The organism is Pelagicoccus enzymogenes (assembly GCF_014803405.1).
Taxonomy (GTDB): domain Bacteria; phylum Verrucomicrobiota; class Verrucomicrobiia; order Opitutales; family Opitutaceae; genus Pelagicoccus; species Pelagicoccus enzymogenes.
Window position 1 is genome coordinate 341,335 of the sequence record NZ_JACYFG010000051.1, and the last position, 24,556, is coordinate 365,890.

15 protein-coding genes are annotated in these 24,556 nt (G+C 57.6%); 6 read left to right on the forward strand and 9 right to left on the reverse strand.

Annotated features, from left to right (window positions below):
* The first annotated feature begins 1 nt into the window (after nucleotide 1).
* Nucleotides 2–754, forward strand: a complete 753-nt coding sequence (locus IEN85_RS24820) for a class I SAM-dependent methyltransferase (protein ID WP_191618928.1) — start codon at nucleotides 2–4, stop codon at nucleotides 752–754.
* A 53-nt stretch (nucleotides 755–807) separates the two neighbouring features.
* Here IEN85_RS24820 and IEN85_RS20275 read toward each other — a convergent pair whose 3' ends face one another.
* The 6 genes from IEN85_RS20275 to modA all read right to left on the reverse strand — a co-directional run bounded on the left by IEN85_RS20275 (nucleotide 808) and on the right by modA (nucleotide 5,758).
* Complete coding sequence (locus tag IEN85_RS20275) at nucleotides 808–1,560, reverse strand: hypothetical protein (RefSeq protein ID WP_191618929.1); 753 nt, start codon at nucleotides 1,558–1,560, stop codon at nucleotides 808–810.
* A gap of 89 nt (nucleotides 1,561–1,649) precedes the next feature.
* Entirely contained in the window at nucleotides 1,650–2,420 is a 771-nt protein-coding gene (locus IEN85_RS20280) for a CPBP family intramembrane glutamic endopeptidase (protein ID WP_191618930.1), read from the reverse strand.
* 72 nt (nucleotides 2,421–2,492) lie between these two features.
* Complete coding sequence (locus IEN85_RS20285; protein ID WP_191618931.1) at nucleotides 2,493–3,167, reverse strand: hypothetical protein; 675 nt, start codon at nucleotides 3,165–3,167, stop codon at nucleotides 2,493–2,495.
* A gap of 139 nt (nucleotides 3,168–3,306) precedes the next feature.
* Nucleotides 3,307–4,371, reverse strand: coding sequence for a molybdenum ABC transporter ATP-binding protein (gene modC, locus IEN85_RS20290; RefSeq protein WP_191618932.1), 1,065 nt, complete (start codon nucleotides 4,369–4,371; stop codon nucleotides 3,307–3,309).
* Nucleotides 4,368–5,048, reverse strand: a complete 681-nt coding sequence (modB, locus tag IEN85_RS20295; protein WP_191618933.1) for a molybdate ABC transporter permease subunit — start codon at nucleotides 5,046–5,048, stop codon at nucleotides 4,368–4,370. The genes modC and modB overlap by 4 nt, the downstream gene beginning before the upstream one ends.
* Nucleotides 5,045–5,758, reverse strand: coding sequence for a molybdate ABC transporter substrate-binding protein (gene modA / locus IEN85_RS20300; protein ID WP_191618934.1), 714 nt, complete (start codon nucleotides 5,756–5,758; stop codon nucleotides 5,045–5,047). Before modA ends, modB begins: the two co-directional genes overlap by 4 nt.
* Before the next feature lie 166 nt (nucleotides 5,759–5,924).
* On the opposite strand from modA, the gene IEN85_RS20305 reads away from it, so the two are divergent.
* The 4 genes from IEN85_RS20305 to IEN85_RS20320 all read left to right on the forward strand — a co-directional run bounded on the left by IEN85_RS20305 (nucleotide 5,925) and on the right by IEN85_RS20320 (nucleotide 18,321).
* Nucleotides 5,925–10,199, forward strand: a complete 4,275-nt coding sequence (locus IEN85_RS20305; RefSeq protein WP_191618935.1) for an FG-GAP-like repeat-containing protein — start codon at nucleotides 5,925–5,927, stop codon at nucleotides 10,197–10,199.
* Between the two features lie 389 nt (nucleotides 10,200–10,588).
* Complete coding sequence (locus IEN85_RS20310) at nucleotides 10,589–14,038, forward strand: TonB-dependent receptor plug domain-containing protein (protein WP_191618936.1); 3,450 nt, start codon at nucleotides 10,589–10,591, stop codon at nucleotides 14,036–14,038.
* Between the two features lie 253 nt (nucleotides 14,039–14,291).
* A complete protein-coding gene (locus tag IEN85_RS20315; RefSeq protein WP_191618937.1) occupies nucleotides 14,292–16,682 on the forward strand; it encodes a hypothetical protein in 2,391 nt (796 codons plus the stop codon).
* A gap of 193 nt (nucleotides 16,683–16,875) precedes the next feature.
* A complete protein-coding gene (locus IEN85_RS20320; RefSeq protein ID WP_191618938.1) occupies nucleotides 16,876–18,321 on the forward strand; it encodes an MFS transporter in 1,446 nt (481 codons plus the stop codon).
* Between the two features lie 360 nt (nucleotides 18,322–18,681).
* Here IEN85_RS20320 and IEN85_RS20325 read toward each other — a convergent pair whose 3' ends face one another.
* From IEN85_RS20325 to IEN85_RS20335, 3 genes are all read right to left on the reverse strand, one after another.
* Complete coding sequence (locus tag IEN85_RS20325) at nucleotides 18,682–20,082, reverse strand: MFS transporter (RefSeq protein ID WP_191618939.1); 1,401 nt, start codon at nucleotides 20,080–20,082, stop codon at nucleotides 18,682–18,684.
* 506 nt (nucleotides 20,083–20,588) lie between these two features.
* Entirely contained in the window at nucleotides 20,589–21,812 is a 1,224-nt protein-coding gene (locus tag IEN85_RS20330; RefSeq protein ID WP_191618940.1) for a glycoside hydrolase family 130 protein, read from the reverse strand.
* Nucleotides 21,813–21,888: 76 nt separating this feature from the next.
* Complete coding sequence (locus IEN85_RS20335; protein ID WP_191618941.1) at nucleotides 21,889–23,094, reverse strand: AGE family epimerase/isomerase; 1,206 nt, start codon at nucleotides 23,092–23,094, stop codon at nucleotides 21,889–21,891.
* A gap of 181 nt (nucleotides 23,095–23,275) precedes the next feature.
* On the opposite strand from IEN85_RS20335, the gene IEN85_RS20340 reads away from it, so the two are divergent.
* Entirely contained in the window at nucleotides 23,276–24,460 is a 1,185-nt protein-coding gene (locus tag IEN85_RS20340) for a XylR family transcriptional regulator (RefSeq protein WP_191618942.1), read from the forward strand.
* The last annotated feature ends 96 nt before the right edge of the window (nucleotides 24,461–24,556 follow it).

Genomic DNA, 24,556 nt, shown 5'->3' on the forward strand with positions numbered 1-24,556 from the left:
GGTGAGCGGGCGGCGAGGAGAGGGCGGTTTGGGCGAGGCGTTAGCCGAAGTCGACCGCTTTGCCGCGACCATGGACGCGGAGGCCAAACGATATTGGATGCTGCATCGCAAGCGTTTCGAATGGGTCGCGGATTTCGCTTGCCACCATGCTCCGGAGAGCGGCGACTACCGTTTGCTTGACGTGGGGAACTCCTTTCAAACCGTTTTGCTGAAGGCCGCGCTCCCGTATTCACAAGTGGATACATTGGGGTTTTACGATTACCGTTTTTCGGCGGGCGAAGGCTCGCGCCATTTCGAGATGGATCTCAACGACGCGTACTTGGAGGAAAAGTGGCCGCGTTTGGAGAGCGAGGATGCCGCTTACGACTTGATCGTGTTCGCGGAGGTCATCGAGCACCTCTACACCTCGCCAGAGCAGGTGTTCCACTTCCTGAAGACGCTGCTGCGTCCGTCGGGACGAATCTTAGTCCAGACGCCGAACGCGGCTGCCTTGAAGAAGCGCTTGCGGTTGTTGTGTGGAAAAAATCCCTACGAGCTGATTCGCTTGGATCGCGGCAATCCCGGGCATTTTCGGGAGCTCACCGTGGCGGACTTGCGTGGCTACGCGAAGCGCTGCGGCTTGCAGGTGGAGGGCGTTTGGATGGACAGCAAGCTTGTGGACGGCAAGCGATTCGACCGGGTTTGCGACCGGATCTCCCGCTATCTGCCTGCAGGGCTGCGAGGTGGGATCAGCATGAGCCTTCGCTTGGGTTAGGGCGTCCTCGGAGAAGTCCTGCAGGTGAATTACCCTTTCTTTGGCGTCAGCCCCTATTTGCGGCTGACGAGCTTCTCTTTTTTGAGATTCTTTCCGAGAAAGCGGCTGGCGGTTTCGCTTAGGTCGAGCAGCTGGGGTTGGGTTTCTTCGTCCCGCAGATTGTTGTAAAAGGCCAGCACGGCCCATAGCTGGCTGGGGGGCGCATCCCGCTTGTCCTGGTCGAACACCCAAGCAGAGACCTCCAGAGAGATCGGATAAATGGTAGCTGCCAGCGTTTTCTCCTCGGCTTGGATGATCTGGGTTTCCCGATCTTTTTGTTCTCCCAAGTTTATGATTTCTCCGGTGGGACCGAGGATGGACTCCGCGTTGTTTTGTTCGCGGTTCTGTCTGGGATTGGCCAATTTCTTGTAGCGCCCTCCATTTATAATGGCGGCGTAGTTCGTGGCGGAGGGAGAATTCGAATAGTCGATCTGAGGGCGGTTACGGTACTCGATATCGGTCGCGTAGGGTTCGAACTCCTCGAAGGCGACTCTGATGTAGACGGCGGCTTCGGACTCCTTCTCGACCAAGGAGTAGCCCATTTTCTTCAAGGATCTTTCCAGTTTTTCGATCGCTCCCGACTCCCTCAGGGTTTCTAGGCCTTCTCCCTCTGGATAAATGACGATTGCGGGAGCGTTGGTGACGTATCTGTCGGCGGCGATGGCATTGACGACGATCTTGGTTTGAAACCTTTTGGAAACTGGGGCGGCCGCGAGGGTGGCGGCGAGACACAGGATCAAACCGATTAAGGGTATTTGTTTATTCATGGCGTTCCTTTCCGTTAGGTTCTGGAGAGTGTACGTATGAACGCCCTTTTTTCAATCAAACAGCTTGGCGAACGGGAAAAGGCTGGCCCTTAGCTGGTTTGTGGATGGGTGACCATCAGGGAGTAGAAGATGGTGGTGTTCATGACCAGATTGAAGGCTGCGTGGGCGAAGATCGCCGTCCAGATCGAGCTGCCTTTTTGTCTCACGAAACTGAATACGAGACTGGTGGCGAACATCAGGACGAACCAAATCGCCCCGGAAACGGGCATGACCTCGATCCCTTCGAATCCGCGGTAGATTCCGTGGTGGATGAGGTGGGCGAGGGCGAAGAGGGCGGCGGCGAAGCAGGCGGCGGCTCGCGGGCTCATGCGGTCGCGGTTGGCTTGCTCGGTGACGCCGCGAAAGAAGATTTCTTCCCCTACCGGACTGGCCACGATGGCGGGTACGGTGAAGGCGATGTAGGCGATGTGGCGGGGGAGCAGGGCGATTCGTTCGTCGGTCTGGAACGCGTAGGCCACGCTGACGAACCAGTTTTGGTCGCTTTTTCCGTAGAGCAAGAGCCCTAGCAGGTAGCAGAAGCCGGCTGCCGCCGCTCCTAGCAATATGCCGATGGCGTTCCACTTCCAAGATAGCTTGCGGCCGAAGCCGATCTGCTTGCGTCCGTAGCGCGTGAGGAAAACGAGGGGCACGAACCACATGAGCACGAATCCGAGCATGATGGGCGGGCCATGGAGAATGTCGCTGCCGAAGTAGCCGTAGGCCCTTAAGGCGGTGAGAGCGACGAACAACAGGAGGACGAGGACGAGGGGAGAGGGGAAAAGGCGACGCCAGGGTCGGCTCAGTTCGAGCGGCTCTTTCATCGGTTGCAAATTGAGCAAAAAATACGCGGGCCGCAGCCCGCGTATCAAGGAAAGTTAGGATTTGGAGGAAGGCTATTCGCCCGCTTCGCGACGTTGGGTGGCGCGGCGAGTGTTGTTGCGGAAGTTGCGCTCTGGAATGTCGACCGCAATGAAGGCACTGATGCTTTCCGTGCGGCGGTCGGTGACCAGCTCGGTTGGAGCGGTGCGTCCGCTCGCTTGGGCGCGCGCTTCCATTTGAGCGGTGGCTTCGGCGATTGCCGCCTCGCGGGCAGCTTGGATTTCCGCGGCCTTTTGAGCTTCCACGGCCGCGACTTTAGCTTGGGCGGCCTTGACCTTCGCTTCGGCAGCCTTGGCGGCGGCTTCCCGCTCCATGCGGGCCTTGGCGAGTTCGGCCTCGAGCTCAGCCTTGGTTTTAGAGATGGCTTCCGTTTGGGAATTCAGGTTTTCGACGAGTCCGGTCAGACGAGCCTTCTCTGCCTTGTCGCGCTCGACTTGGGCGGCCAGTTCGGCTCGGCGAGCGGCTTCGGCCTCGGCCGCTTTCTCGGCGGCTTGCTTGGCGAGGGCGTTGGCTTCGGCGAGCTCGGCGGCGCGCTTTGCTTCGGCTTCGGCGCGGGCTTGGCTTTCTGCAGCTGCGGCTTTGGCGGCTTCCAATTCCGCGAGCATTTCAGGATCGGGGCCTTTCGAACAGCCGCCGAGCGCCAAAATTCCGGCGATTGAGAGTGTAGCGAGAGTGATACTTAGTTTCATAACCTTGTTACTGGGTGTGATTTAGGTGTGAGTGTGGGGGGAGGATTCAAAAAGTCGATAGCGCTTCTGCATTTAGAAGTGCGACGCTTGGGGGAATGGTTCCCTGAATCGGCGACTTTTGCAAATAGAGGAGGACGCTTCAAGCTTCTGCTTGCAGGGTCACGCTTTTGACGAGGGCGTAAACGGGACGCTGGGGAGCGAGCAGGAGCCTTTGGGCGGAACGGCGGGTGACGAGGGCGTAGAGGGTTCCGCCTTGGCATGAAAGCTGGACCAGAACCTGGCTGGCCGAGTGCTCGTGCACGGATCGCACGGTGGCGGAAATCTGGTTCAGGATGCTGGTCTCAGGGAGGAGCGAGAGGCTAAGGCCGACATCCCTTCCGCGGATGAGGATGCATTTTGGAAGCTCGCGCGGCAGGTTGGCGGCTGATACGAGTAGCGGGCCGATCGCGGTATCAAGCTCGGCCAAACCCTCTTCCGGCAAGTCGCGACGAGAGCGAATCTCTACGATGGAGAAGGGGTCGCTGCCGTCGGCGATCTGGGTAGGTGTGAGGACCTGGCGGGTTACGGCATTGGAGGTGATGCGTCCGTTTTCCAAGCGGAGCGCGTGGCTGCTCAGGCGGGCTGCTTCCACGAGGTTGTGGGTGACGTAGAGGGCGGGGATTTGGAAACTGCGAAAGATGCGTTCCAGCTCGTCGAGCAATTGGGAACGAGCGGTTTCGTCGACGGCGGACAGCGGCTCGTCGAGGAAGAGGATTTGAGGGTTGGAGGCGATGGCCCGAGCGATGGCTACCCGTTGGCGCTCGCCGCCGGAGAGGCTTTGCGGATTGCGTTCCAGCAGGTGCTGGATGCGGGTGACTTGGGCGATTTCCTCGAGCGGGAAGAGTTCTCCGTCGAGGGATCGCTTGCGAGCGTAGTTGAGGTTTTGGGCTACGCTGAGGTGGTGGAAGAGGGCGGCATGCTGAAAAACGTAGCCAATGCGGCGGAAGTGAGGGGCGAGGCTGTGACCCTCCTTGAGCCATGCCTCTTCGCCGACTTGGATGGAGCCGAGGGCCGTCTTCTCCAGACCGGCCAAGCAACGGAGCAAGGTGGATTTGCCGGCTCCCGAGTGTCCCACGATGGCGGTGACCGAGTCGGCAGGGAGGTCGGCCTTGGCAGCGAGGTAGAAGTCCCCTTTTCTCAACTGGAGGTCGAAGCTGATCTTCATCGTTGGAAGAAGCGGTTGCTTCGGTTGAGGGCGTAGATGGGAACGAGCAGGAGGAAGCTGAGGGCCAGTACGGTGCCAGCGAGGAGGTGGGCTTTCCCGTACTCCAGCATTTCCACGCTTTCGTAGATAGCGATGGAGAGGGTTCGGGTTTCGCCGGGGATGCTGCCGCCGATCATGAGCACGACTCCAAATTCTCCGAGGGTGTGGGCGAAGCCGAGGACGGTCGCGGTCAGGATGCCGCCCTTGGCTTGGGGAAGGGCTATGCTGAAAAAGCGGTCCAGCGGTGAGGCTCCGAGGGTGGCTGCGGCCTCTCGCTGCTCGGAACTGAGGGACGCGAAGGCGTTTTGCAGGGGTTGAGCCACGAAGGGAAGGGAGTAGAGTAAGGAACCGATGACGAGGCCGGGAAAGGAGAAGACGAGGGCGGGGCCCCCCAAGGCGGCCGAGAGCTGCCCGATGGGGCCGCTAGGAGCCAGGCAGACCAGCAGGTAGAAGCCCAGCACGCTGGGAGGTAGCACGAGAGGGAGGGCGACGATCGCTTCCAGGAAGGGTTTGAAGCGAGAGCGGGTGTGGGCCAGCCACCATGCAAGCGGGGCGCAGAGTAAAAGCAGCAGAGCGGTGGTGACGGCGGCTAGCTTGAGGGTGAGGGCTAGCGGAATCCAGATTTCGGATACGTTCATGGGGTGCGATAGCCGTCGGCGACAATGATAGCCTGGGCGTGTGGGCTTTGGCAGAATTTCAGAAAGGCCAGGGTTTCCGCTCGCGTGTTCAGGGCAATCGCTTGCTGGGCGATAGGAGCGTGCAAGTCGGGGGCTACGAGGATGTATTCCCTTTCGGCGATCCCAAGCTGTCGTAGTTGGGAGTAGGATACGAAGGCGGAGTCGGCCGCGCCGCTTTGCGCGAAGGTGAAGGCTTGGGCAACGCTGACAGCGGTAACGGTGCGGTGAGGAGGGAAGGGAAGGCGCTCGGTGGCTTCAGCAGCCGCGGCTCCGAAGGGGGCAAGTTGAGCATTGGCTCGGGCGAGGGTCTGGGTTTGGGAGAAGGCGGCTGCTTGGGATCCAGGCTGCCAAAAGGCGAGGACGCCGAGGGCGAAGGTGAAACGGGTTTCAGGAGGGGCGATTTTCAATTCCTCCAACTTTTTGGGGCGTTCGACGTCGGCGGAGAAAAAGGCGTCGAAGGCAGCTCCCTTGGCGATCTGGGCATAGAGCTTGCCGCTAGATCCGGGGATGAGGACGAGCTCGGCCTCGGGGTGCTCGCCTTGGTAGGCAGCGGCGATTTTCGACAGCGTTTGGTGGAAATTTGAGGCGACCGCGATTCGCAGCGACGCTTCTCCGATCAGCGGTGCGCTGATCGCCAGTGCGGCGGCGATGGCGAGAAGGTGGCGGGTCATGCTAGCTAGGCTGTTGTGGGGTAGGGGCTTGGGCAAGTTTAAGATCGAGGCGATTTTTGTTCAGGGAATGCCGAGCTATTGGTGTTGAGCTGGGAGCCCTTCTGGAGCGCCAGTCGCTTCTGTTTTGTCCATCCATCCCCCTGCCTTCAACGAGACCCGTTCCCTGATGTTCTCTTTTTTCCGATCGTGCGGCTGCATCTCGCTCGCCGTTTCCTTTCTCGCTCTTGCATCCCGCGATGCGTTTAGCGCTTTCTCCGACGTGAGCGGACAGATGGGGATTTCGTATTTGCATTCCCGCAAAACCGATCCGGTCAACAATCATGGGGGCGCCGCGGTGGTCGACGTGAATGGGGACGGGCACTCGGACTTGATATTTGCCCGTTATGGCAAGGCTCCGCTTCTCTACGTTAACGACGGGACGGGAAGCTTTTCGGAGGAAGCGGCGGCTCGCGGTCTGGGCGGCGCTCTGGATGCAGCAGGTTTTGGAGCGGGAGATTTCGATAATGACGGGGATCAGGATCTCTACCTTTCGGTGCACCGGGGCAGTCGATTCTTCCTCTATATCAATGACGGAACCGGGAATTTCACCGAAGAAGCAGTCGCTCGCGGAGCCGACCTCGCAGTCAGCGAGAGCGATCACCAGGCTTACAGCGTTGGACTCGTCGACTACGATTTGGACGGTTTTCTTGACCTCTACGTGAGCGAATGGGGAATCGAGGTCGACGGGGAGCGCGCCCTGCACTCTGCCTTGCTGCGGAATCGGGGAACGGAGGCGCCTGGCCATTTCGAAGTCGTCACCGAACAAGCAGGTCTCCTGCAACCTGTGAAGACGACGCGGCAAAACGGTTTTTCTACCGCGTGGTCTGACTTCGACGGGGACGGTTGGCCGGACTTGGCGTTGGTCGCCGACTACGGCAAGAGTCAAATGTATTGGAACGATGGAGACGGAACCTTCACTCAGAGCACGAAGTCTTCGGGAGTGGGCTTCGACGAGAACGGAATGGGCGTTGCGGTGGCGGACTACGATGGGGACGGCTTGCTCGATTTTTATGTGAGCTCCATCTACGACGAGTTTTCCAACGAGAAAAAGGGAAGCCATACGGGGAACAAGCTCTACAAGAACATGGGCGGGCGGAACTTCCAAGAGGTTTCGGTGCCTGCGGGCGTGAGCCGCACGGGTTGGGGCTGGGGAGCGGCGTTTTTCGAATACGATAACGACGGGTGGTTCGATTTGGTGGTGACCAATGGTATGCCGATCGCGGAGGGCGCCGACCGCAACACCACTCCTTACGCGGATGCGGACGACGACCCGACGACCCTGTTTCGCAATCTCGGGGACGGCACTTTTCAGAACGCGACAGTTCCTTCCGGCATTGCGGACAAGCGCTACGGGAAGGCCCTGCTGGTGCTGGATTGGGACTCGGATGGAGACGAGGATTTGGTCGTAGTGAATTCCCACTCCGACCCCGTGTTCTACGAAAGCGACGCCTCCGAAAACGGCAACGACTGGATACGGCTAACCTTGAAAGGACAGGTCTCGAATGCCGACGCGATTGGGGCAACGGTCGTCGTGACGGATGGAGGCATGTCCCGCACCCTTAGCTACAATCCGAGCAATGCCTATATTGGCCAACGCGAAGCGGCATTGCATTTTGGTCTAGGGGCGAGCGACGGGGTGGTCGATTCGATCACGATCAGCTGGCCGACGGGCTTGAGGCAGACGATCGAGAACGTATCCGCTAATCAAGTACTGGAATTGGTGGAGCCGTCGAACGCTCCTTTGCCTCCACGCATTAGTAGTCAGCCGGTAGCGGAGGACAGCTACCGCTTCGGCTCGCCGTTGGACTTGTCAGTGGAGGCTACCGGTTCGCCGACTCCCTTGTTCGTCTGGGAGAAAGACGGGGAAACGATAGAGGGTGAGAGCGCTTCGCGTCTGCGTCTCAAGCGCTTGGCGCCGTTCGATGCGGGGACCTATCGAGTGAAGGCGATCAATGCCGGCGGCAGCGTTTACAGCGCGGAGGTAGAGGTGCGGCTAGATATTGACCTGTCCTCTCACTCGGTTGCCCGCTGGTGGAACGAATTCATGCTGGAAGCGATCCGCAAGGACTTCCCGGATCCGACCAAGCACAGCCGCAACTTGTATCATGTTTCGGCTGCCATGTGGGATGCCTATTGGGCGTACGAGGAAGAGGCCTGGTCGCGAGCGGTGCCGATGTTTCATCAAGAGGACGTGGATCAATCTGAGTGGGGCGCGGATCGATTGTCCGCCCAACGGGAGGCGATCAGCCATGCGGCCTACGCGGTGCTTCGCCATCGCTACCAGAACAGCCCCGGTTCGGAGCGTTCGTTGGCAGGATTTCGTTGGTTGATGGAGCAATACGGGTTCGATCCGGAAGATGATTCGATGGAAGGCATGTCGCCGGCGGCGGTAGGCAATCGGATTGGAGCCGGTGTATTGGAGGGCAACTACGATGATGGCTCCAATGAACTGAATGGTTACGCAGATACGAGTGGATACAAGCCCGTCAACGGATCGCTCGTCTTGGAGCTCTCGGGGACTGACATGAACGATTTGAACCGCTGGCAACCGCTCGCGTTTGACTACGCGGTTTCGCAAAACGGAATTCCGCTCGGAGCCTTGGTACAAACGTTTCTGGGGGTGAACTGGCGAGAGGTGGCAACCTTTGCCATGGGCAAGCCGACTCACAATACCATTGCGTTCGATCCCGGTCCTCCTCCGCTTTGGGGAACGGATACGCACGAGGATTTTGTGGATGCGGCGATCGAGGTGATCCGCTTTTCTTCGTATTTGGATCCTCATGACAGCACGCGAATCGACATCTCCCCTGGGGCGCGCCTGAACAATCCTCTGGCAACGAACGAGGGAGTCGGGCGACCGATCAATCCCGTGACGGGCGAAGCCTACGCTAGCAATTCGGTGAAGCGTGCTGACTACGGTCGTATCTTAGCCGAGTACTGGGCGGATGGACCTGCGTCTGAAACTCCGCCAGGGCATTGGAATACTTTGCACAACGAGATAAGCGACTTTCCTGACTTTGAACGTCGTTACATGGGACAAGGGGAGGAGCTTTCCGCCTTGGAGTGGGACGTGCGGGCTTACCTCGCTCTCAACGGAGGCATGCACGACGCTGCGGTGGGCGCTTGGGGCTTGAAGGCTCAGTACGACTATTCGCGCCCCATTTCCATGATTCGCGGGCTTGCCGGTTTGGGGCAGGCTTCCGATCCAGATGCTCCGCGCTACCATTCGCAAGGGATCAAGCTGGTGCCCGGCTTGATCGAGTTGGTCACTGCTGATACCGCTGCGGCGGACCAGAGGCACGAGCGCCTGGCCGATCATGTGGGAGAGATTGCGATCCTCGCTTGGGCGGGAGAGCCGGAGGATTCCCACAGCGAAGTGGGCGGCGTTGATTGGATTCTGGCAGCAGATTGGTTTCCCTACCAACGCAGCACCTTCGTGACGCCTGCCTTTGCCGCCTACGTATCAGGGCACAGCACCTTTAGCCGCAGCGGAGCGGAAGTGATGACACTCTTGACCGGCAGCCCCTTCTTTCCGGGGGGGATCGGCGAGTTTCATTTCCCGCAGGGCGAGTTCTTGGAATTTGAATACGGGCCCAGTGAAGATGTGACTTTGCAGTGGGCGACTTATTACGACGCTGCTGATCAAGCGGGCATTTCTAGGTTGTATGGGGGAATCCACGTGCGGGCGGACGATTTCATTGGTCGCACTCTAGGGGCTCGCGTTGGGGTGGAATCCTTTTTGCGGGCCCATGAGCAGAGGAACGCGAATCAGAAGGCAACGGGGCTGATTAAAGAAATTCACCACGTCGGAAAGCTCGGTCTAGGAGAGACAAGTCCTTTGGTGCGTATCGACTCTGAGGGTACGCGTTTGCCTCAGAGGTCAGTGTTCAGCTTGAGCGACCAGAGCTTTCGGGATCGAGACGGAATCTACTTTAGGTTTTCCGGCGACCCAGGAGCAGAAGGCTTCGAAGCGGGCACGATGGCGATCTCTGGAATTGGCCCCTTGAAAGGCGCGGATTTCGAGGCTCAGCTAAAAGAAGGGGAGAGCCTTGCAGTGGACGTGGAGATCGAAGCTCTTGAACCGGAATTGGTGTTGGCCTACGCTGAAGGAGCCGGCTTGGGTGCTGGAATATTGGATACCCGCGTCACCGTGTTCTCTATCGCTGCCGATGGTGTCGCTACGAAAGTCGCATCGAATGATAATTGGAGATTTAATGATACATCATCGCAGGCGGAGGTGCTGTTGCTCAGGGAGTCTTCGGATAAGGGACTACACGAAAAGGATGCGGCGACTTCAGTTGCTCTGGAGGCGGGATTATATCGGTTTGTGCTGGAGGCCGTTTCGGGCGAAGGAACCGTTGTATTAGGGGTGCGGGGCCAAGCTTGGCGTCATCCGTTTTGAGAATATTTCCCCGACTTTTTACCGGTAGAGATTAGATGAAAAAAATGTGAAGGGGGAAATGGGGGAGTGGGGTCCTCCTCTGTCGAACCCTCACTATTGCCCTCCCAGTACGGCTGTTCGAAGCCGTTCTTGTTTCTATTCAACTTTGCAGACTGAATCACTTATCAACGCCCCTGTGACTTTCTCCGAGCCCAGCGATTGGCTCTTGTAATATACCCCACGGCGATCGATTGCCCAGTCGAACGCTTTTTGACGAACCCAACCGGAACGATCGCCGTAGCGATTGCCCGGATACAAAACGACAAAGCATCGGACTTTGAAACTTTGTAGGCCCCTGTTTGGGGCCAACGAACAAAACCCAAATCGTGAATTGGTATTCACGCTACCCAATGAATAAATCGATCAAACTAATAAGCAGATATGCATGCCCTAGATCCGCATCTGGAGCCCTCGCTCTCGGTGCTGCGCTTCTAGTTGCCCCTCTCGGATTCGCCCAGGATGCCGAGGACGAAGACGTCTATGAGCTCTCTCCCTTCACGGTCGAGGGCGAGACGAATTCTGGCTACCGCGCGACCTCGACCTTGGCCGGTACTCGCATCCGTACTGACCTCAAGGACGTCGGCTCGGCCATCTCCGTTGTTACGGAAGAGTTCCTTCGCGACACGGGAGCCACCGACAACGAATCGCTCCTCGTCTACACCCCTAGCACGGAAGTAGCGGGCGTAGGTGGTAACTTCGCCGGCGGCGGTGATGGTGGCCGTGTCGATTCCGATTCGCAACGTCTTCGTCCTAACGCTTCCACACGCGTGCGTGGCTTGGCGGCGGCGGACAACACTCGCAACTTCTTCGTGACGGATATCCCTTGGGATTCCTACAACGTCAACCGCATCGACATTCAGCGCGGTCCGAACTCCATTCTATTTGGTCTTGGATCTCCGGCCGGTGTCATCGAAGCGACCACGAATTCAGCCAACTACGAAGACGGCGGTCGCGCTGAGATTCGAATCGACGAGTACGATAGCCTTCGCCTCTCGGTCGATTACAACAAGGTGATTTTGGAAGACGAGTTGGCGGTTCGCGTATCCGCTCTCAACGACAGCCAAAACTTTAAGCAAGACGGGGCGTTCGAAGACGATGAACGTTACTTCTTCGCCCTCAAGTACCAGCCCAAGGGCCTGCAGACCGAAAGCTCGAATACCACATTCGAAGCGAGCTACGAGTCTGGCGACATCGAAGCTAATCGTCCTCGCATCATCCCTCCCATCGACCGCATTACGCCTTGGTTCGACGAGATGGGCAAGGCGGGCTACGACGCGATCACCCTGCAGGACACGGCTCTCACCGTAGGATCCGGCAGCTACTCGCCCTGGATCACGCCGGCGCTTGGCCGTATCTTCGACGGACCGGTCGCTGTGTTCGACAACGTGAACCACCAGACGCAGTCTTACTACTTCATGCCCTCAGGTACGCTTACCACAGGCGCGTACCAGGGGGTAACGTCTTACGACGCGTATGCGAAGCGAGCGAACGACGGAGCAGGCCTTCCCGCGTCAGGAATCGGTGTCTACAAGACGACTACGATCGAAGATCCGACCATTTTCGACTTCTACGGCAAGTTGATCGACGGGCCGAACAAGAGCGAATGGCAAAAGTGGGATGCTTACAATGTATCCATTTCCCACAACATGTTCGACAACAAGCTCGGCTTCAAAGTGGACCTCGACAAGCAGGACTACGAAGACGGACAGACCAACGTTCTGGACAACGCTGGCCAGTCGATCACCGTGGATATCATGCAGACCCTGCCGAATGGCACGGATGTTGGCCAGCCCAACCCGAACTTCGGACGCCCCTTCATCGGAGGAGATGCTCAGAACAACAACCAGCACTTCCGCGAGCGCGAAAACTTTCGCGTGACCGCGTACTACAGCCATGACTTCAAGGAGTCCGGCAACGAGCAGTTGGGGAATATCTTGGGCCAGCACAACTTCACCGCGGTGTTCAGCGATTCCAAGTACACGCAACGCTCCGCTAGCTGGATACGGGCAGCTTCCGAGAACATCAACAGCGGCTCTTCCATTACCCAGGCGAACCGTTACATCGCGAACCTCGTCTACATCGGGCCAAGCTTGCTCAACGCCAGCTCCGCGTCCGGCGCGAACTTGAATGCCTTGCAGACGGAATTGATTCCGACCGATGGCGAGTTCGACCTGAACGACGGCAATACTCCTGTTCGCGTTTGGAGCGTACCCGGTGGCGACATCGACAACCTCTACCGAAATGGTAACCTCGCTCGCAACAAGACCGAATCCAAGGCGGTTGTCTGGCAAGGCAAGATGTTCGACGGTGTCGTTGTTCCAATGTTTGGATACCGCGAAGACACGGACGTCGCTACGAATGCGGGGAACGTGCCAGCCCATCCATCCATCTCTGGAGCTCGCCTACCCTTCGACTCCAGCTGGCAGTTGCCTAGCAGCCCAAGCGATGCGGATCCTGCCAACAACAAGACCTACACCACCGCATCCGGTATCAACCGTACTGAAGGTTTGGTCATCCACTCGCCGCAAGCCGTCAAGGATGCCCTCGGGGGATGGAACGTTAGCCTGACGTACTCGGACTCGGAAAACTTCCGCCCCGACGCGAGTCGCCGCGACTTGATCGGCGATCCGATCGCCCCTACCACGGGTGAGACAACCGAAAAGGGTATCGTGATCAGCAGCCCTGACGATCGCTTTATCTTCAAGGTCAATAAGTTCGATACCAAGGTCTACCAAGACACCCTCAGCGGTTCGTCGATCGGCAACTCCTACATGATTGGGGCCGGTGAAGGTTGGGCTTACCTCTTCGGTCACATGGCCCAGGCGGGAATCGAAGATTTCCGCTTCAACTACGCTCTGGTAGATCCGGAGGATCCGGACAGCGCCCGCATCGATCCAAACATCGGCGACTTGCGCTACCAGCCCAAGGAAGGCCAGTCCATAGCTGACGCCTTGGCTGAGCAGGAAGCAGCGCTTTCCGCTCTCTTCAATACCGCCAACAACCTTGACGATCCGAAGTTTCAGCAGTTCCTCAACTTCTGGAACCAAGACTGGGATGCGGTTGCGGCGACTCCAGGCTGGGCCGGCGGCGGCGCTGCTTGGGCAGGCGAGCCAGGTCAGTTCGCAGTTACGGGTGATACCGTGTCAGAGGGATATGAATACGAACTATTCTTCCAGCCCACCGACAACTGGAACATCACGGTCAACGCCTCCAAGACCGAAGCCAAGCGACTCAATATCGCAGACTCCTACGCGTCCTTCGTAGAGGACCGCAAGGTTCTCTACGATACAGCGTACGGCGACGTTCGCCTCTGGGGTCCAAGCAACAGCACGGAAACCCTTCGCGGCAAGTGGAACTCGGAGTTCTTCTCCAACTACACGCTTTTCCGTCTGCTCAACAACTCCAACGTAGCTGAGCTTCGCCCCTGGCGCTGGAACGTCGTATCCAACTACCAATTCCGCGATGGCAAGCTCGCTGGCTTGAATATTGGCGGAGCGTGGCGTTGGCAGGACGAAGTGGTTGTCGGTTACCCCGTGCTGGCCGACAACAGCAACCAATACGGTTATACCTTCGATGTGGCGAATCCTTACAAGGGTGGTTCCGAGTCGAACATCGACCTGTGGGCTGGTTACACTAAGGAGCTTAACGACAACGTGACCTGGCGTATCCAAGTTAACGTACGGAACGCCTTCGAGGATGAACGTTTGATTGGAATCACGACGCAGCCTAACGGCGACGCGGCGACATCGCGTATCGCGGAAGGTCAAGTTTGGTCAATATCGAACTCCTTCATGTTCTAGCGTAATCTAGATTTGATTACCGGATTCTCAACGTCCCCGATTCGCGTCGGGGGCGTTTTTTTGTTCGTTGCCAATGTCATAGAATGAGGGCTGTTGTTCGATGGAAGGCGAGTAGTGGATCGAATATCCTGCAGCGCGGACAGGGTGGAAGCCGTCCCTCCGTAAATCGGGAGTATCGAAGGGCTTTGATACAGAGCTTGGAGATCCCTCATACTTGTTGAGAATTACGCTCGAAAGCCGGGTCGCTTCCTCTATGTTTCCAGCCACCCACGACTTTTTCGATTCCATGTCCTTCCTTTCTCGATACCAATGCCTCTTAGCGCTCGCCGCAGCGCTCGGGTTGTTCGCTCTCGAGAGTCTGCAGAATGTGAAGCGCATCGAGGCGCTCAGTTCCCGAGAGGGAGGTTTCAGCTTCGTGACCCCCGATAAAAGTTCAAGAACTGGATACGCTCACGGTGTTCGCAACCTGATCGGATCCGACCGCAATGACGACCTGCATTGGGTGATAAATTCCCAACAGGCTGCAGAACGAAACGACTTTCGATTGCGAGAGGTAGACTATGACAATGCTCCGGATGGGCGGGAGTCGCACTGGTCATCTGTATATTCTTGGTGGATACGGCTACTTGCCTGGGGAGAGCCGTCTCGCATGGAGTGGAGCATGCTCGTTGCCAACGCCTTGCTCGGGGCGCTGGCTCTCGTGGTTGTGGCGCTGCTTTTTCAACGGAATTTTGGAGGGAGTTCAGGAGTTGTGGTTTGCCTTTGTTTCTCTGGGTTCATTCCTCTGCGTGACGTTTTCAAGGTGGGAATGGGAGATCATCATGCTGCCGCAATCTTCGCGGTTATGCTCATGGTATCCTTTCTGCTCGTGGGGCTGACGAGGGCAGTGGAGGGGCGTGACGCTCGTTTGCTTGCGGGCGCCTCAGCTGCTTTCGGAGCCTTGGCGATGTGGATCAATGTGGTGAGCGTACTGCCTGTGTTTCTGGGGATCGGAGTCGCTGCTATTTGTATCAGGATTTGGGTACGTTCAAGTGACAGTGTAGGTCTGGGGAATTACTTTCGGCTTTGGTGCCGCTGCACAGCGGGGCTTTCGCTGCTTGCTTATTTAATCGAATACGCCCCTTCGAAGTTTGCGTGGCGGCTAGAGGTGAATCACCCTTTGTACAGTTTGGCGTTGCTTGGAACGGGCGAGTTGCTGGGACTGCTCTTCGCTTCGAAGCCAAAAACGCGGAGGCGATGGATTCGAGGGGCGTTCGCGTGCGTGCTAGCGCTGCAGCTGCCGCTGGCGATTGTCTTGTTTCGCGGTACGGTCTTTCAAGTGGCTGATCCATTTTTGATGGCGGTGCATGAGCGCTACATCATGGAGTTTCAGGGGCTCTGGGCAAACGTCCTAGTCATGGGGTCGAAGTTGCGCCTGCTCGCAATGGTGTTGCCGCTCTTGCTGCTGCCGGCTCTGACTTGGCTTCTCTTTAGGATGAAGCGCGCTTCGCCCGAATTTGCAGGAATGCTACTAGCGATGGGGCCAGCTTGTATCCTTTTCGTCCTTACCTTGTTTCAAGCTCGATGGTGGTCCGCTCTGGCAGCTTTGACGATGCTTCCCTTGGCCTTGGCTTTTGCGGGGGGAGCGAAGCGTTACACGAATCGTTCGATTCAACTCTTTGCGGGAGCGTGTCTGTTGCCGGGGCTGATCGTTTTTGGCATGGGAGCGTTTACCTACGGGACACCCACGCCGCGAGAGGATGCTCGCGTTTACGAGAGAAGCATTGCCCACTATTTGAGGGCGCGGGCAGCAGACGAGGAGATCGTTGCTCTCGCCTCGCCCGATGCCACCACCAACTTGATCTACTATGGGGGAGCCAAGGGGATCGGTACGTTTTACTGGGAGAACAACGAGGGCTTGAAGCGGGCTGCGTCCATGTTTGCGGCTCCCAGTTTGGAGATCGCGAGGGAGCGCTTGTCGGCGGCTGGCGTGACACACTTGCTTGTCTATTCTTGGGGTGGATTCGAGAAGGAGTATCTCGATCTCCATCGAGACTTCTCCGAGGAAGCTGTGGACGGGAAAGCTTTTTTGATGAGGCTAATGGAGGACCAAGAGATCCCGCAATGGTTGCGGCCCATACCGTTTCAGTTGCCCAAAGAGGCGAAAGGAATGGCGGTGATCTATCAAGTTGTGCCCGAGATGTCGCCGGGGCAGTTAGCGTCGCGTCGCTTCGAGTACTTGCTGGAGATGGGGCTGGGGAGGGCGGCCCACGCCCTCGAAGCAAGCTTGAAAGACCAGGATGATCTCTCGGCTCAAGTTTCCCTCTGCAGGCTCTTGGCCCTGCAGCAGCGAGGGAACGAGTTCAGGGTGCGCTTAGACAAGCTGCGTGAAGCGGTTGTTCAGCCGGAGGCGGACTTGCTGTTGGAGGATGAAATTCGCTTGGCGGGAGTGCTGTTGATCGCGTCTCGAGCGGCTGAGGCAAAGAGGCACCTAGAGCATGCCTTATCGCGCCTCGATCGTGAGGCTTTGCGGGAGCTCAATGCGGAGACAATCCGCCACTTGTGGGATTTGGCCGATGCTTTGGAACTGGACGCTTACGAGGCAGATTTGAGGACTTATTCGATCGCTTTGCTGCCCAGCCGCCTTCGCCAAGCGGGAAAATAGGCCTACTCTTATATAATTGTAGCCGTTTTTCGAATACTGTCAGCGAAGCTGTCTTGCCTTGCAGCTCTTGCTCTGAGAGGGTGCGCGGGAATTTCAGCGGGACGATAGCCCCTTTTCTCTCTGTCTCTAACCCAAAACTTACCCTACTTAGAGTACGCAGCCCTTGGCGGCTGCGACTGCTTTTGATACCACTATGAGCTCGAACGAAACTGCTGCCGACAAGGCAGGAACGGTGCATGTCCCTGACAAGATCATCACCATGAAGGAGAACTTTGCCTACGCGGCGGGGGACATGGCGTCGGTTTTCTACTTCAAGGTGTTTTCCTCGTTCCTGATGTTCTTTTACACGGACATCATCGGAATCGAGGCGGCGATCATCGGGACCATGCTTTGGGTCACCCGCGTGTTTGACGCCTTCACCGATCCCATGATGGGGGTCATTTGCGACCGCACGGATACGCCGGAGGGCAAGTTCCGCCCCTGGCTGCGCTGGATGATCCTGCCTTTTGCGGTGAGTGGGGTACTGATTTTCACGGTTCCGGAGTTGGACGACACTTGGACCATCGTTTACGTCTATGCGACTTACTCGCTTGCGATGCTGGCCTACACGGCGATCAACATTCCCTATGGTGCTTTGATGGGTGTGATGACGCCTCACTCGGCGGAACGCACAGTGCTTTCCTCCTTCCGTTTCTATGGATCGTTTTCGGCAAACTTGGTGGTGCAAGCCACGATCCTCTACATGGTTGCCGGGCTCGGGGGCGCCGAAGACGGTTCCTACACGCAGCAAGGATATATCTTGACCATGAGCATCTATGGAATCTGCGCGGGGTTCCTGTTCTTGGGTACTTTTTACGGAACCAAGGAGCGCGTGCAGCCTCCGAAGGGGCAGGAAATGAACGTCAAGAAGGACTTGGCTCAGCTGTTCAAGAACAAGCCTTGGGTTTCGCTCATTTTTGTGGGCATCGGCACGGTGATGTGGATCGCCATGCGCGACGCGGCCCAGCTGTATTACTTCAAGTACTACGTGGTGGCGGACATGGAAAGCGCTGCTCGTTTCACCAAGTTGATGACGTGGTACAACGTGCTGGGGTCGCTGGGAACGATCGCAGGTGTTTATTTCACGAAGCACTTCACGGACTTGTTCCGAGGCAAGAAGAACGCCTTTTTCTCGTTGACGGTTTTGAGCGCGATTTTAGGCACGGGCTTCTTCCTTTGCGGCCCTGGAGACATCTTGCTGATGTTCACGATTGGCATAGGCCTCTCGATTATCACGGGTCCCTTGATGCCCCTGTTCTGGTCAATGATTGCGGATACGGCTGACTACTCCGAGTGGAAGTTCGGTCGCCGCTTCACGGGGCTGACCTTTTCGGCCGGCACCTTCTCCATGAAGCTAGGTTGGGCAGTGGGACCAGCTTTGGCCGCGTATTCGCTAAGCTACTACGGCTACGAGGACAATGTCCTGCAGTCGGCGCGTACCATCGAAGGCCTCCGCTTGATGATGTCGTTCTTCCCGGCTGCTCTGGCGGCAATCGCCGCAGTCGTGGTGCTCAGCTACGGCATCAATCGGAAGATGGAAGTCCAGATGGAAGAAGAGCTGCTCGCCCGTAAGGAAGCGGAAGGAACGGTGGAGAGCTAGGAGAGCTCATTGGGGATATTTCAAAGGCGTTCGCATCGTGCGGACGCCTTTTTGATGTGCGGATCCGATCGAGCGAGGCATTCGCTAGCGAAGAGCTCTCTCCTGTACTGCGGACCGGGTGGAACCGGTCCCTCCAGAACAATCGTATTGGAGGGACGACCTCCGCGCCGTCAGCGCTGCAGGAGCCTTTTCGAAGAATGCCCCCGGAATCCCTCTGGATTTGCGGATGAAGCTTTTTGTTTAGGAGGCCCCGTGCTGCAGTGAATATCGCTGCGATTGGATTTTTGGATACAAAAAGACCCTCTCGCCTTAGGAGAGGGCCCTTAAAATTTGCTCAAAGAGTCGCTGCTGTCTGTTCGCTTACGGGCAGGTGGAAGCGAGCTTCTCCTCGTCGTCTCTTTGCTTCGCAATCGCGGCTTCCATCTCGAGTTCCGTTTTGCTGTCGATGCGATAGAGGAAGACGGCAGCGGCAGCTAGTACGCCGACGCCGGCTGGGATCAAGCTCATGAGCAGTCTCATGCCTTCGATGGTTGCGGGCGTTTGAGCTTGGTTGGCCACGAATCCGAAAGTGTACTCGAGCATCCAGAACGCGATGGCGGGGCCGAGGGACCAGCCGATCTTCATGGAGGAAGTGCCGGTGGAGAGAAGAAGGCCAGTGGCGCGGTGGCCGAGCTTCCACTGTCCGTAGTCAGCGGTGTCGGCGAGCATGGACCAGAAGAGAGCCATCAGCGGAGCCGTGAGGAAGGAGCTGATGATTTGGTGTACCAGCAAAATGGTCAGGTTGTCGTAGGGCAGCCAATAGAAGACTACAAGCAAGGCGACGTTGATAGCGGTGAGGGCGAAGTAGGCGTTCTTTTTTCCGCCGAAAATTTGGGTGATTTGCTTGGTCAGCAACACGCCGCCGGCCTGGATGGCTCCGCCGACGCCGAGGTAGGTACCGGCCCACAGTTCGTTGCCGGAAACGTATTTGAAGAAGTGAGCAGTGGTTCCCGAGCGGATGGAAATCCAGAGTATGGTGAGAATGCTGATGAAGATGATCGCTCTCCAGGGCCCGTTCTTGGCGGCCATGGCCAGGTCTTTGCCGATATCTGTCTTCTGGCCCTTAGGTGGCTCGATGCGTTCCTTGGTGGTGAAAAAGGTGGTGAGGAAGAGGCCGGCGGAAATGACGCCGAAGAGTCCCATGGTCATGGCGTAGCCGGTCTGGTCGTTGCCGTTGCCGAAGAATTTGACCAAATACAGCATGCTGAAGCTGACTGTAGTGGTGCCGAGGAAAGCCCCGAGAAAGCGGAAGGAATTGAGGAGCGTTCTCTGGTCGGAACGCGGCGTCATGACACCCATCAAGGCAGAGTACGGAACGTTGATGGCGGTGTAGGCCATCATGAGGAAGGTGTAGGTGACGTAGGCGTAGATCAGCTTGTGCGATTCGCCGAGGTCGAAGGTGGTGAAGGTCAGGACGCCTAGCACGACCCAGAAGGGAAGAATCCAGATGAGCCAGGGGCGGAATTTGCCGAACTTGCTTTTGGTGCGGTCGGCCACGATTCCCATGATCGGGTCGTTGATCCAGTCCCAGGTGCGGGTGACCAAAATCATGAAAGCGAGGGCGCCGGCCGATATGCCGAATACGTCGGTATAGAAAATGGCGAGGTAGTTCATGAACACGCCGAAATAGAGACAGGAAGCCAAGTCTCCGGCGGCGTAGCCCAGTTTCTCCGACATCTTCAGGGGCGGAGTCGCGTGTTTCGTTTCAGGGGTGGTCTGCATAGTCTTTTGTCGTAAGGGATGGGGAAGGGGAAAGGGGCTTGGTGCGTCGCTGTGAGCTTCTAGGTTTAAGGTTAAACTTCAACGGGAAAGTGCGTGGCGCCGGGGTGGGACGGTAAAAGTTGAGCGTATCGTGCTAGCTGTGGGGGTTCTTTGGAAAATAGTATTCGAAAAGTCATGACAGCTACGCGGGAATTCTCGCTGATTAAGCGGACTCTGCGACGCGTGTAAGCTTAAAACGGGGCGTTTGCCGCTAATTGCCATAACTTGGCTGAAGATCATGGTGAGGTCATGAACGGCGATAAAGAGGGGAATCGTTGAAAGTTTTGTTCCATGGTGCAGGAGGGCGCGGAAGTGGCTAGGCGAGATCCGCCGTGGGTCGCCGCGCTAGGAGAACAAGCCTGCGGCGGGTATCCCTTCAAAAAAGGAGTCCTTGCCTTGGGAGAGCCGAAACGGGTGAGCGTCCGCCAACTGCGGACGCTTACTCGTCAGAGTAATCCGGTTCCGCCCTACTTGACGCGGAGGGAGTTAATGCGGTCGATCAGCGGTCCCTGAGTCTTAGCCATGTAGGCGAGGTTCTTGTCGATGAGCTCGTTGCGCTGGGCAACGCACTTGGCGCTGAAAAGCGGGTCTGCGGGCGTGTGGGTGACGTAGTCGACGAGTTTTTCGATGGTGGAGGTGGCTACGTGCAACCGTGTATCGCTGGAGGCATAGTAGATAAACACTTCTCCGGACTCGGTCACGATGGTGCCGTTGGTGAAGGCAACGTTCATGACGTCGCCCACCAGCTCGTCGCCTTCCGGGGCGATGAGGAAGCCGCCAGGTGAGTGGGTAAGCTTGCTGGGGTCTTCCAGCGAGGTCATGAAGGCGTAGATGACGTAGCGCAGGCCGCTGGCGCAGCCGCGCACTCCATGGGCGATGTGCAGCCAGCCTTGAGGCGTTTTGATGGGGGCGTCGCCTTGGCCGTTTTTGACCTCCTTGATGGTGTGGTAAGCGCGGGAATCGATGATGGACTCCTTCTCGACGACCGCGTTTGTCATGTCGTCGCACAAGCCCCAGCCGATGCCGCCGCCGGATCCGGCGTCGATGAAGCCGTCTTGGGGTCGGGTGTAGAGGGCGTATTTTCCGCCTACGAATTCAGGATGCAGCACGACGTTTCGTTGCTGGGCGGAGGGGGTCTTGAGGTCCGGTAGGCGCTCCCAAGTCTTAAGGTCCTTGGTGCGGGCGATGCCGCATTGGGCGACGGCGGATGAGAGGTCGAAGGGTTTGGCGTTGGGGTCCTTGCGTTCGGTGCAGAAGAGGCCGTAGATCCAGCCGTCTTCGTGCTGGGTGAGGCGCATGTCGTAGACGTTGGTGTCGGGCACTTCCGTCTCTGGCATGGTGACGGGGTGGTCCCAGAAGCGGAAGTTATCGACTCCGTTGGGGCTTTCGGCGATGGCGAAGAAGGACTTGCGGTCGTTGCCTTCGACGCGGGCGACGACGTAGAATTTGCCGTCGAGCTGGATGGCTCCAGCGTTGAAGGCGCAGTGTACGCCGATGCGCTCCATCAAGTGGGGATTGCTCTCTGGATCGAGGTCGTAGGACCAGAAGAGCGGAGCATGCTTCTCGGTGAGGACCGGATTTTGGTAGCGATGGAAGATGCCGTTGCCCGGCTCGACTGGAGCGTTTGGCTGGGCGAGGAGAGCTTCCTGGGCTTCTATGAGTTGAGTGAGGCGGGTTTCGTATGTGCTCATGGTTAAGTGTAGAGGGGAGAATTTGAAAAAGGGACGCTTAGCCTAGGCCGGTTCGCAAGGTGCGGCAGCGCGCTTCCTATTTAACCCGTTGAATCCGCTCCATTAGCTCGAAACAGGCCCGAGCATTGTGGTAAGAGGATTTCCAAGGACCCGCTTTTTCGTTGTTCATGGGGCGACCGTCGGCATGGCGGCCCCAGAGCCACTCGCCGTTCACTCGGTCGATCAGATTGCCTTTGATGTAGTCCCAAATCTTTTGGCTAGCCTCGAGGTAGCGGACGTCTCCGGAAAGTTGATACGCGTTGAAGAAGCCGACCATCCCTTCGGCTTGAGGCCACCAGCACTTGGTGTCTGCGTAGCCTTGCCCCTCGTGAAACTCGTCGCGGACTGCATGATCGTCAGGGTCGATCCCTGTCTGCAAAACGCAATCTGCCATGTCGAGGGCTCGTTGTTTGAACTCCTTTTCCAGCTCCGAGTCGCCTAGGATCTCGGCCGCTTCGAAGAGAAGCCAGCTTCCTTCGATGTCGTGTCCAGGGGAGATGACCGAATCGAGAAGCTTCCAATCCATGTCGTAGAAGAGTCCGAAGCGTGCAGTATCCGGAAGGATGATACGATCGGCGGTAAGCCTGAGCACGCTCCGGAGGGCGGCCTCGACCTCGGGCGAGGGCGAAATCTTTTGCAGGTTGGCGAAGGCTTCGATGATGTGCAGGTGGTTGTTCATCGTCTTGGGCGCTTCCAAGTCGCCGTCGCCCAGCCGCATCTTCTGCATGGGCGTCCAGTCGGGCTCGAAGGTTTCGAGGTAGCCGCCTTCCTTGCTGTCCCAAGCTTTGGTCTCGAGCAGGGCAAAGAGCGAGCGAGCTCGATCGAGACTGTCCACGTCGCCGGTGGCCGCGAAGTGTTCGGAGAAAGCGTAGATGCAGAAGGCTTGTCCGTAGCATTGCTTTTTGCTCTCCCAGGGCTGTCCGTCGTGCTGGAGGCTCCAGTAGTAACCGCCGTTTTCCGTATCGCAGAAGCGCATGCGAAGCACGTGCTTGGCGTGGTCGGCGAGCTCCCGATACTGCCTTTTTCCGTGCAGCGAGTAGGCTCGGCTGTAGGTCCAGAGCAGGCGGGAGACCATGATCAGGCCAAGTGGCGTTTCAGGCATCGGCTGGTTGGCGGAATCGAGGGCGGAAATGAAACTGTGGGTCGTGCGCAGGCGGTCCCAGTAGGGAAGTATGTTTTCGAACAATTCTGTCTTCAGCTCCTGGCGGAAGGTTCTGAGCGGCGGCAGGGATTGGGTTTTCACGTGGGGAGAGTGGGGTTCTGAGCTGATAAATGTGGCGATTCGGAGAAATGGAGTGAATCCGTCTCATGGTTATAGCCGTAATTAATCTAAATTGTAATGAGAAATAGAGTAAAATTCCTTTGCTCAATTCACCCATTTATGGAATAGGGGTGCTCTGTAACAAACTGAACCTGCTGTAACTATGATCGACCGTCCCCGTGTGGCTATCGTTTTAAGGGGTTGGCTGGAGGAAAACCTCAACCTTCTGCACAGCCTCGCCAAATTCAAACGCTTCAACGCGAATTGGCACGTCTTCGTGGACGATCTGGCCCGTGGAGCGGAGGATCCCGACTGGTTGCTGGACCAAGGCTGGGACGGCATCATCTGCAAGGAGAATTCGGACGAGCTCTTTCGCAAGGCCCGCGAGCGTGGCATCGCTTGCGTGGACCTGTCCGACTCGGGCGTCTTGCGAGCGGACTGCCCCAAGTTTCGTCCCAACAATGTGGCGGCTGGGCATCTCGGAGCGGAGCACTTCGTGGAGAAAGGCTTTCGGCACTTCGCCTTTTGCGGCTTCAAGGGGGACCTTTGGTCTGAAGAGCGGCGCGACGGTTTCGTGGAAGGCTTGGCCTTAGCGGGCAAGAAGTGCACCACTTTCGAGACGGTTTACCCTGGAGTGAGCCAACCTGCCTGGGAATTCGCGGAAGAGGACGAGATGGCCCGCTGGCTGAAAACCTTGCCGAAGCCAGTGGCGGTTTTTGCCTGCAACGACCTGCGCGCGGTGCATGTGGTGAACGCTTGCCAGCAAGCGGACTTTCGCGTGCCGGAGGAAGTGGCGATTTTGGGCGTCAACAATGACAGCGCCCGTTGTGAGCTCAGCGCTCCGTCTGTGTCCAGCATTCCGGTGGACGTTTCCGAATACGCCCGAGCGGCCGGGGCCACTTTGGAGGCTCTCATGAAGGGTGCGGAGCCAAAAGACTTCAAGGAACTCACCTTGATCGATCCGTTGGAGGTGGTGACGCGCCGTTCCACCAGCATCATGGCGGTGGAGGACCAGGCGGTGGCCCAAGCCTTGAACTTGATTCGGGAGCGGGCTTGCAAGGGGATCACCGTTGAGGAGGTGGCGAAGGCGGTTCACATTTCGCGCAGCTTGTTGGAAAAACGCTTTCGCCAGTACGTGGGCCGTTCTCCGCAGGTGGAGATTCGCCAAGCTCAGGTGATCCAGATCAAGCAGATGCTGGTGGAGACTGAATACTCGCTGGCCCATATCGCCGAGATGGCAGGGTTCGAACATCCCGAGTACATGAGCGTCGTATTCAAAAGGCTGACACACACGACGCCGAGCGCCTACCGAAGGAAGAGCAAGGAGCTGGCCTCAGTGGGGCTGTGAACTATCGGGTTGAATCGAATTTTTAGGGGATCGGTATTTTCGCCGTCTTTGCTATCAGCAATGCTAAGTCGACTCTACGCCCGTAAACGCGAAGTT

Coding starts and splice junctions, on each gene's coding strand:
- IEN85_RS20315 (WP_191618937.1), top strand. CDS start 14,292: ATGTTTCCAGCCACCCACGACTTTTTCGATTCCATGTCCTTCCTTTCT.
- IEN85_RS20320 (WP_191618938.1), top strand. CDS start 16,876: ATGAGCTCGAACGAAACTGCTGCCGACAAGGCAGGAACGGTGCATGTC.
- IEN85_RS20275 (WP_191618929.1), bottom strand. CDS start 1,560: ATGAATAAACAAATACCCTTAATCGGTTTGATCCTGTGTCTCGCCGCC.
- modB (WP_191618933.1), bottom strand. CDS start 5,048: ATGAACGTATCCGAAATCTGGATTCCGCTAGCCCTCACCCTCAAGCTA.
- IEN85_RS20285 (WP_191618931.1), bottom strand. CDS start 3,167: ATGAAACTAAGTATCACTCTCGCTACACTCTCAATCGCCGGAATTTTG.
- IEN85_RS20325 (WP_191618939.1), bottom strand. CDS start 20,082: ATGCAGACCACCCCTGAAACGAAACACGCGACTCCGCCCCTGAAGATG.
- IEN85_RS20305 (WP_191618935.1), top strand. CDS start 5,925: ATGTTCTCTTTTTTCCGATCGTGCGGCTGCATCTCGCTCGCCGTTTCC.
- IEN85_RS20280 (WP_191618930.1), bottom strand. CDS start 2,420: ATGAAAGAGCCGCTCGAACTGAGCCGACCCTGGCGTCGCCTTTTCCCC.
- modA (WP_191618934.1), bottom strand. CDS start 5,758: ATGACCCGCCACCTTCTCGCCATCGCCGCCGCACTGGCGATCAGCGCA.
- IEN85_RS20340 (WP_191618942.1), top strand. CDS start 23,276: ATGATCGACCGTCCCCGTGTGGCTATCGTTTTAAGGGGTTGGCTGGAG.
- IEN85_RS20330 (WP_191618940.1), bottom strand. CDS start 21,812: ATGAGCACATACGAAACCCGCCTCACTCAACTCATAGAAGCCCAGGAA.
- IEN85_RS20310 (WP_191618936.1), top strand. CDS start 10,589: ATGAATAAATCGATCAAACTAATAAGCAGATATGCATGCCCTAGATCC.
- modC (WP_191618932.1), bottom strand. CDS start 4,371: ATGAAGATCAGCTTCGACCTCCAGTTGAGAAAAGGGGACTTCTACCTC.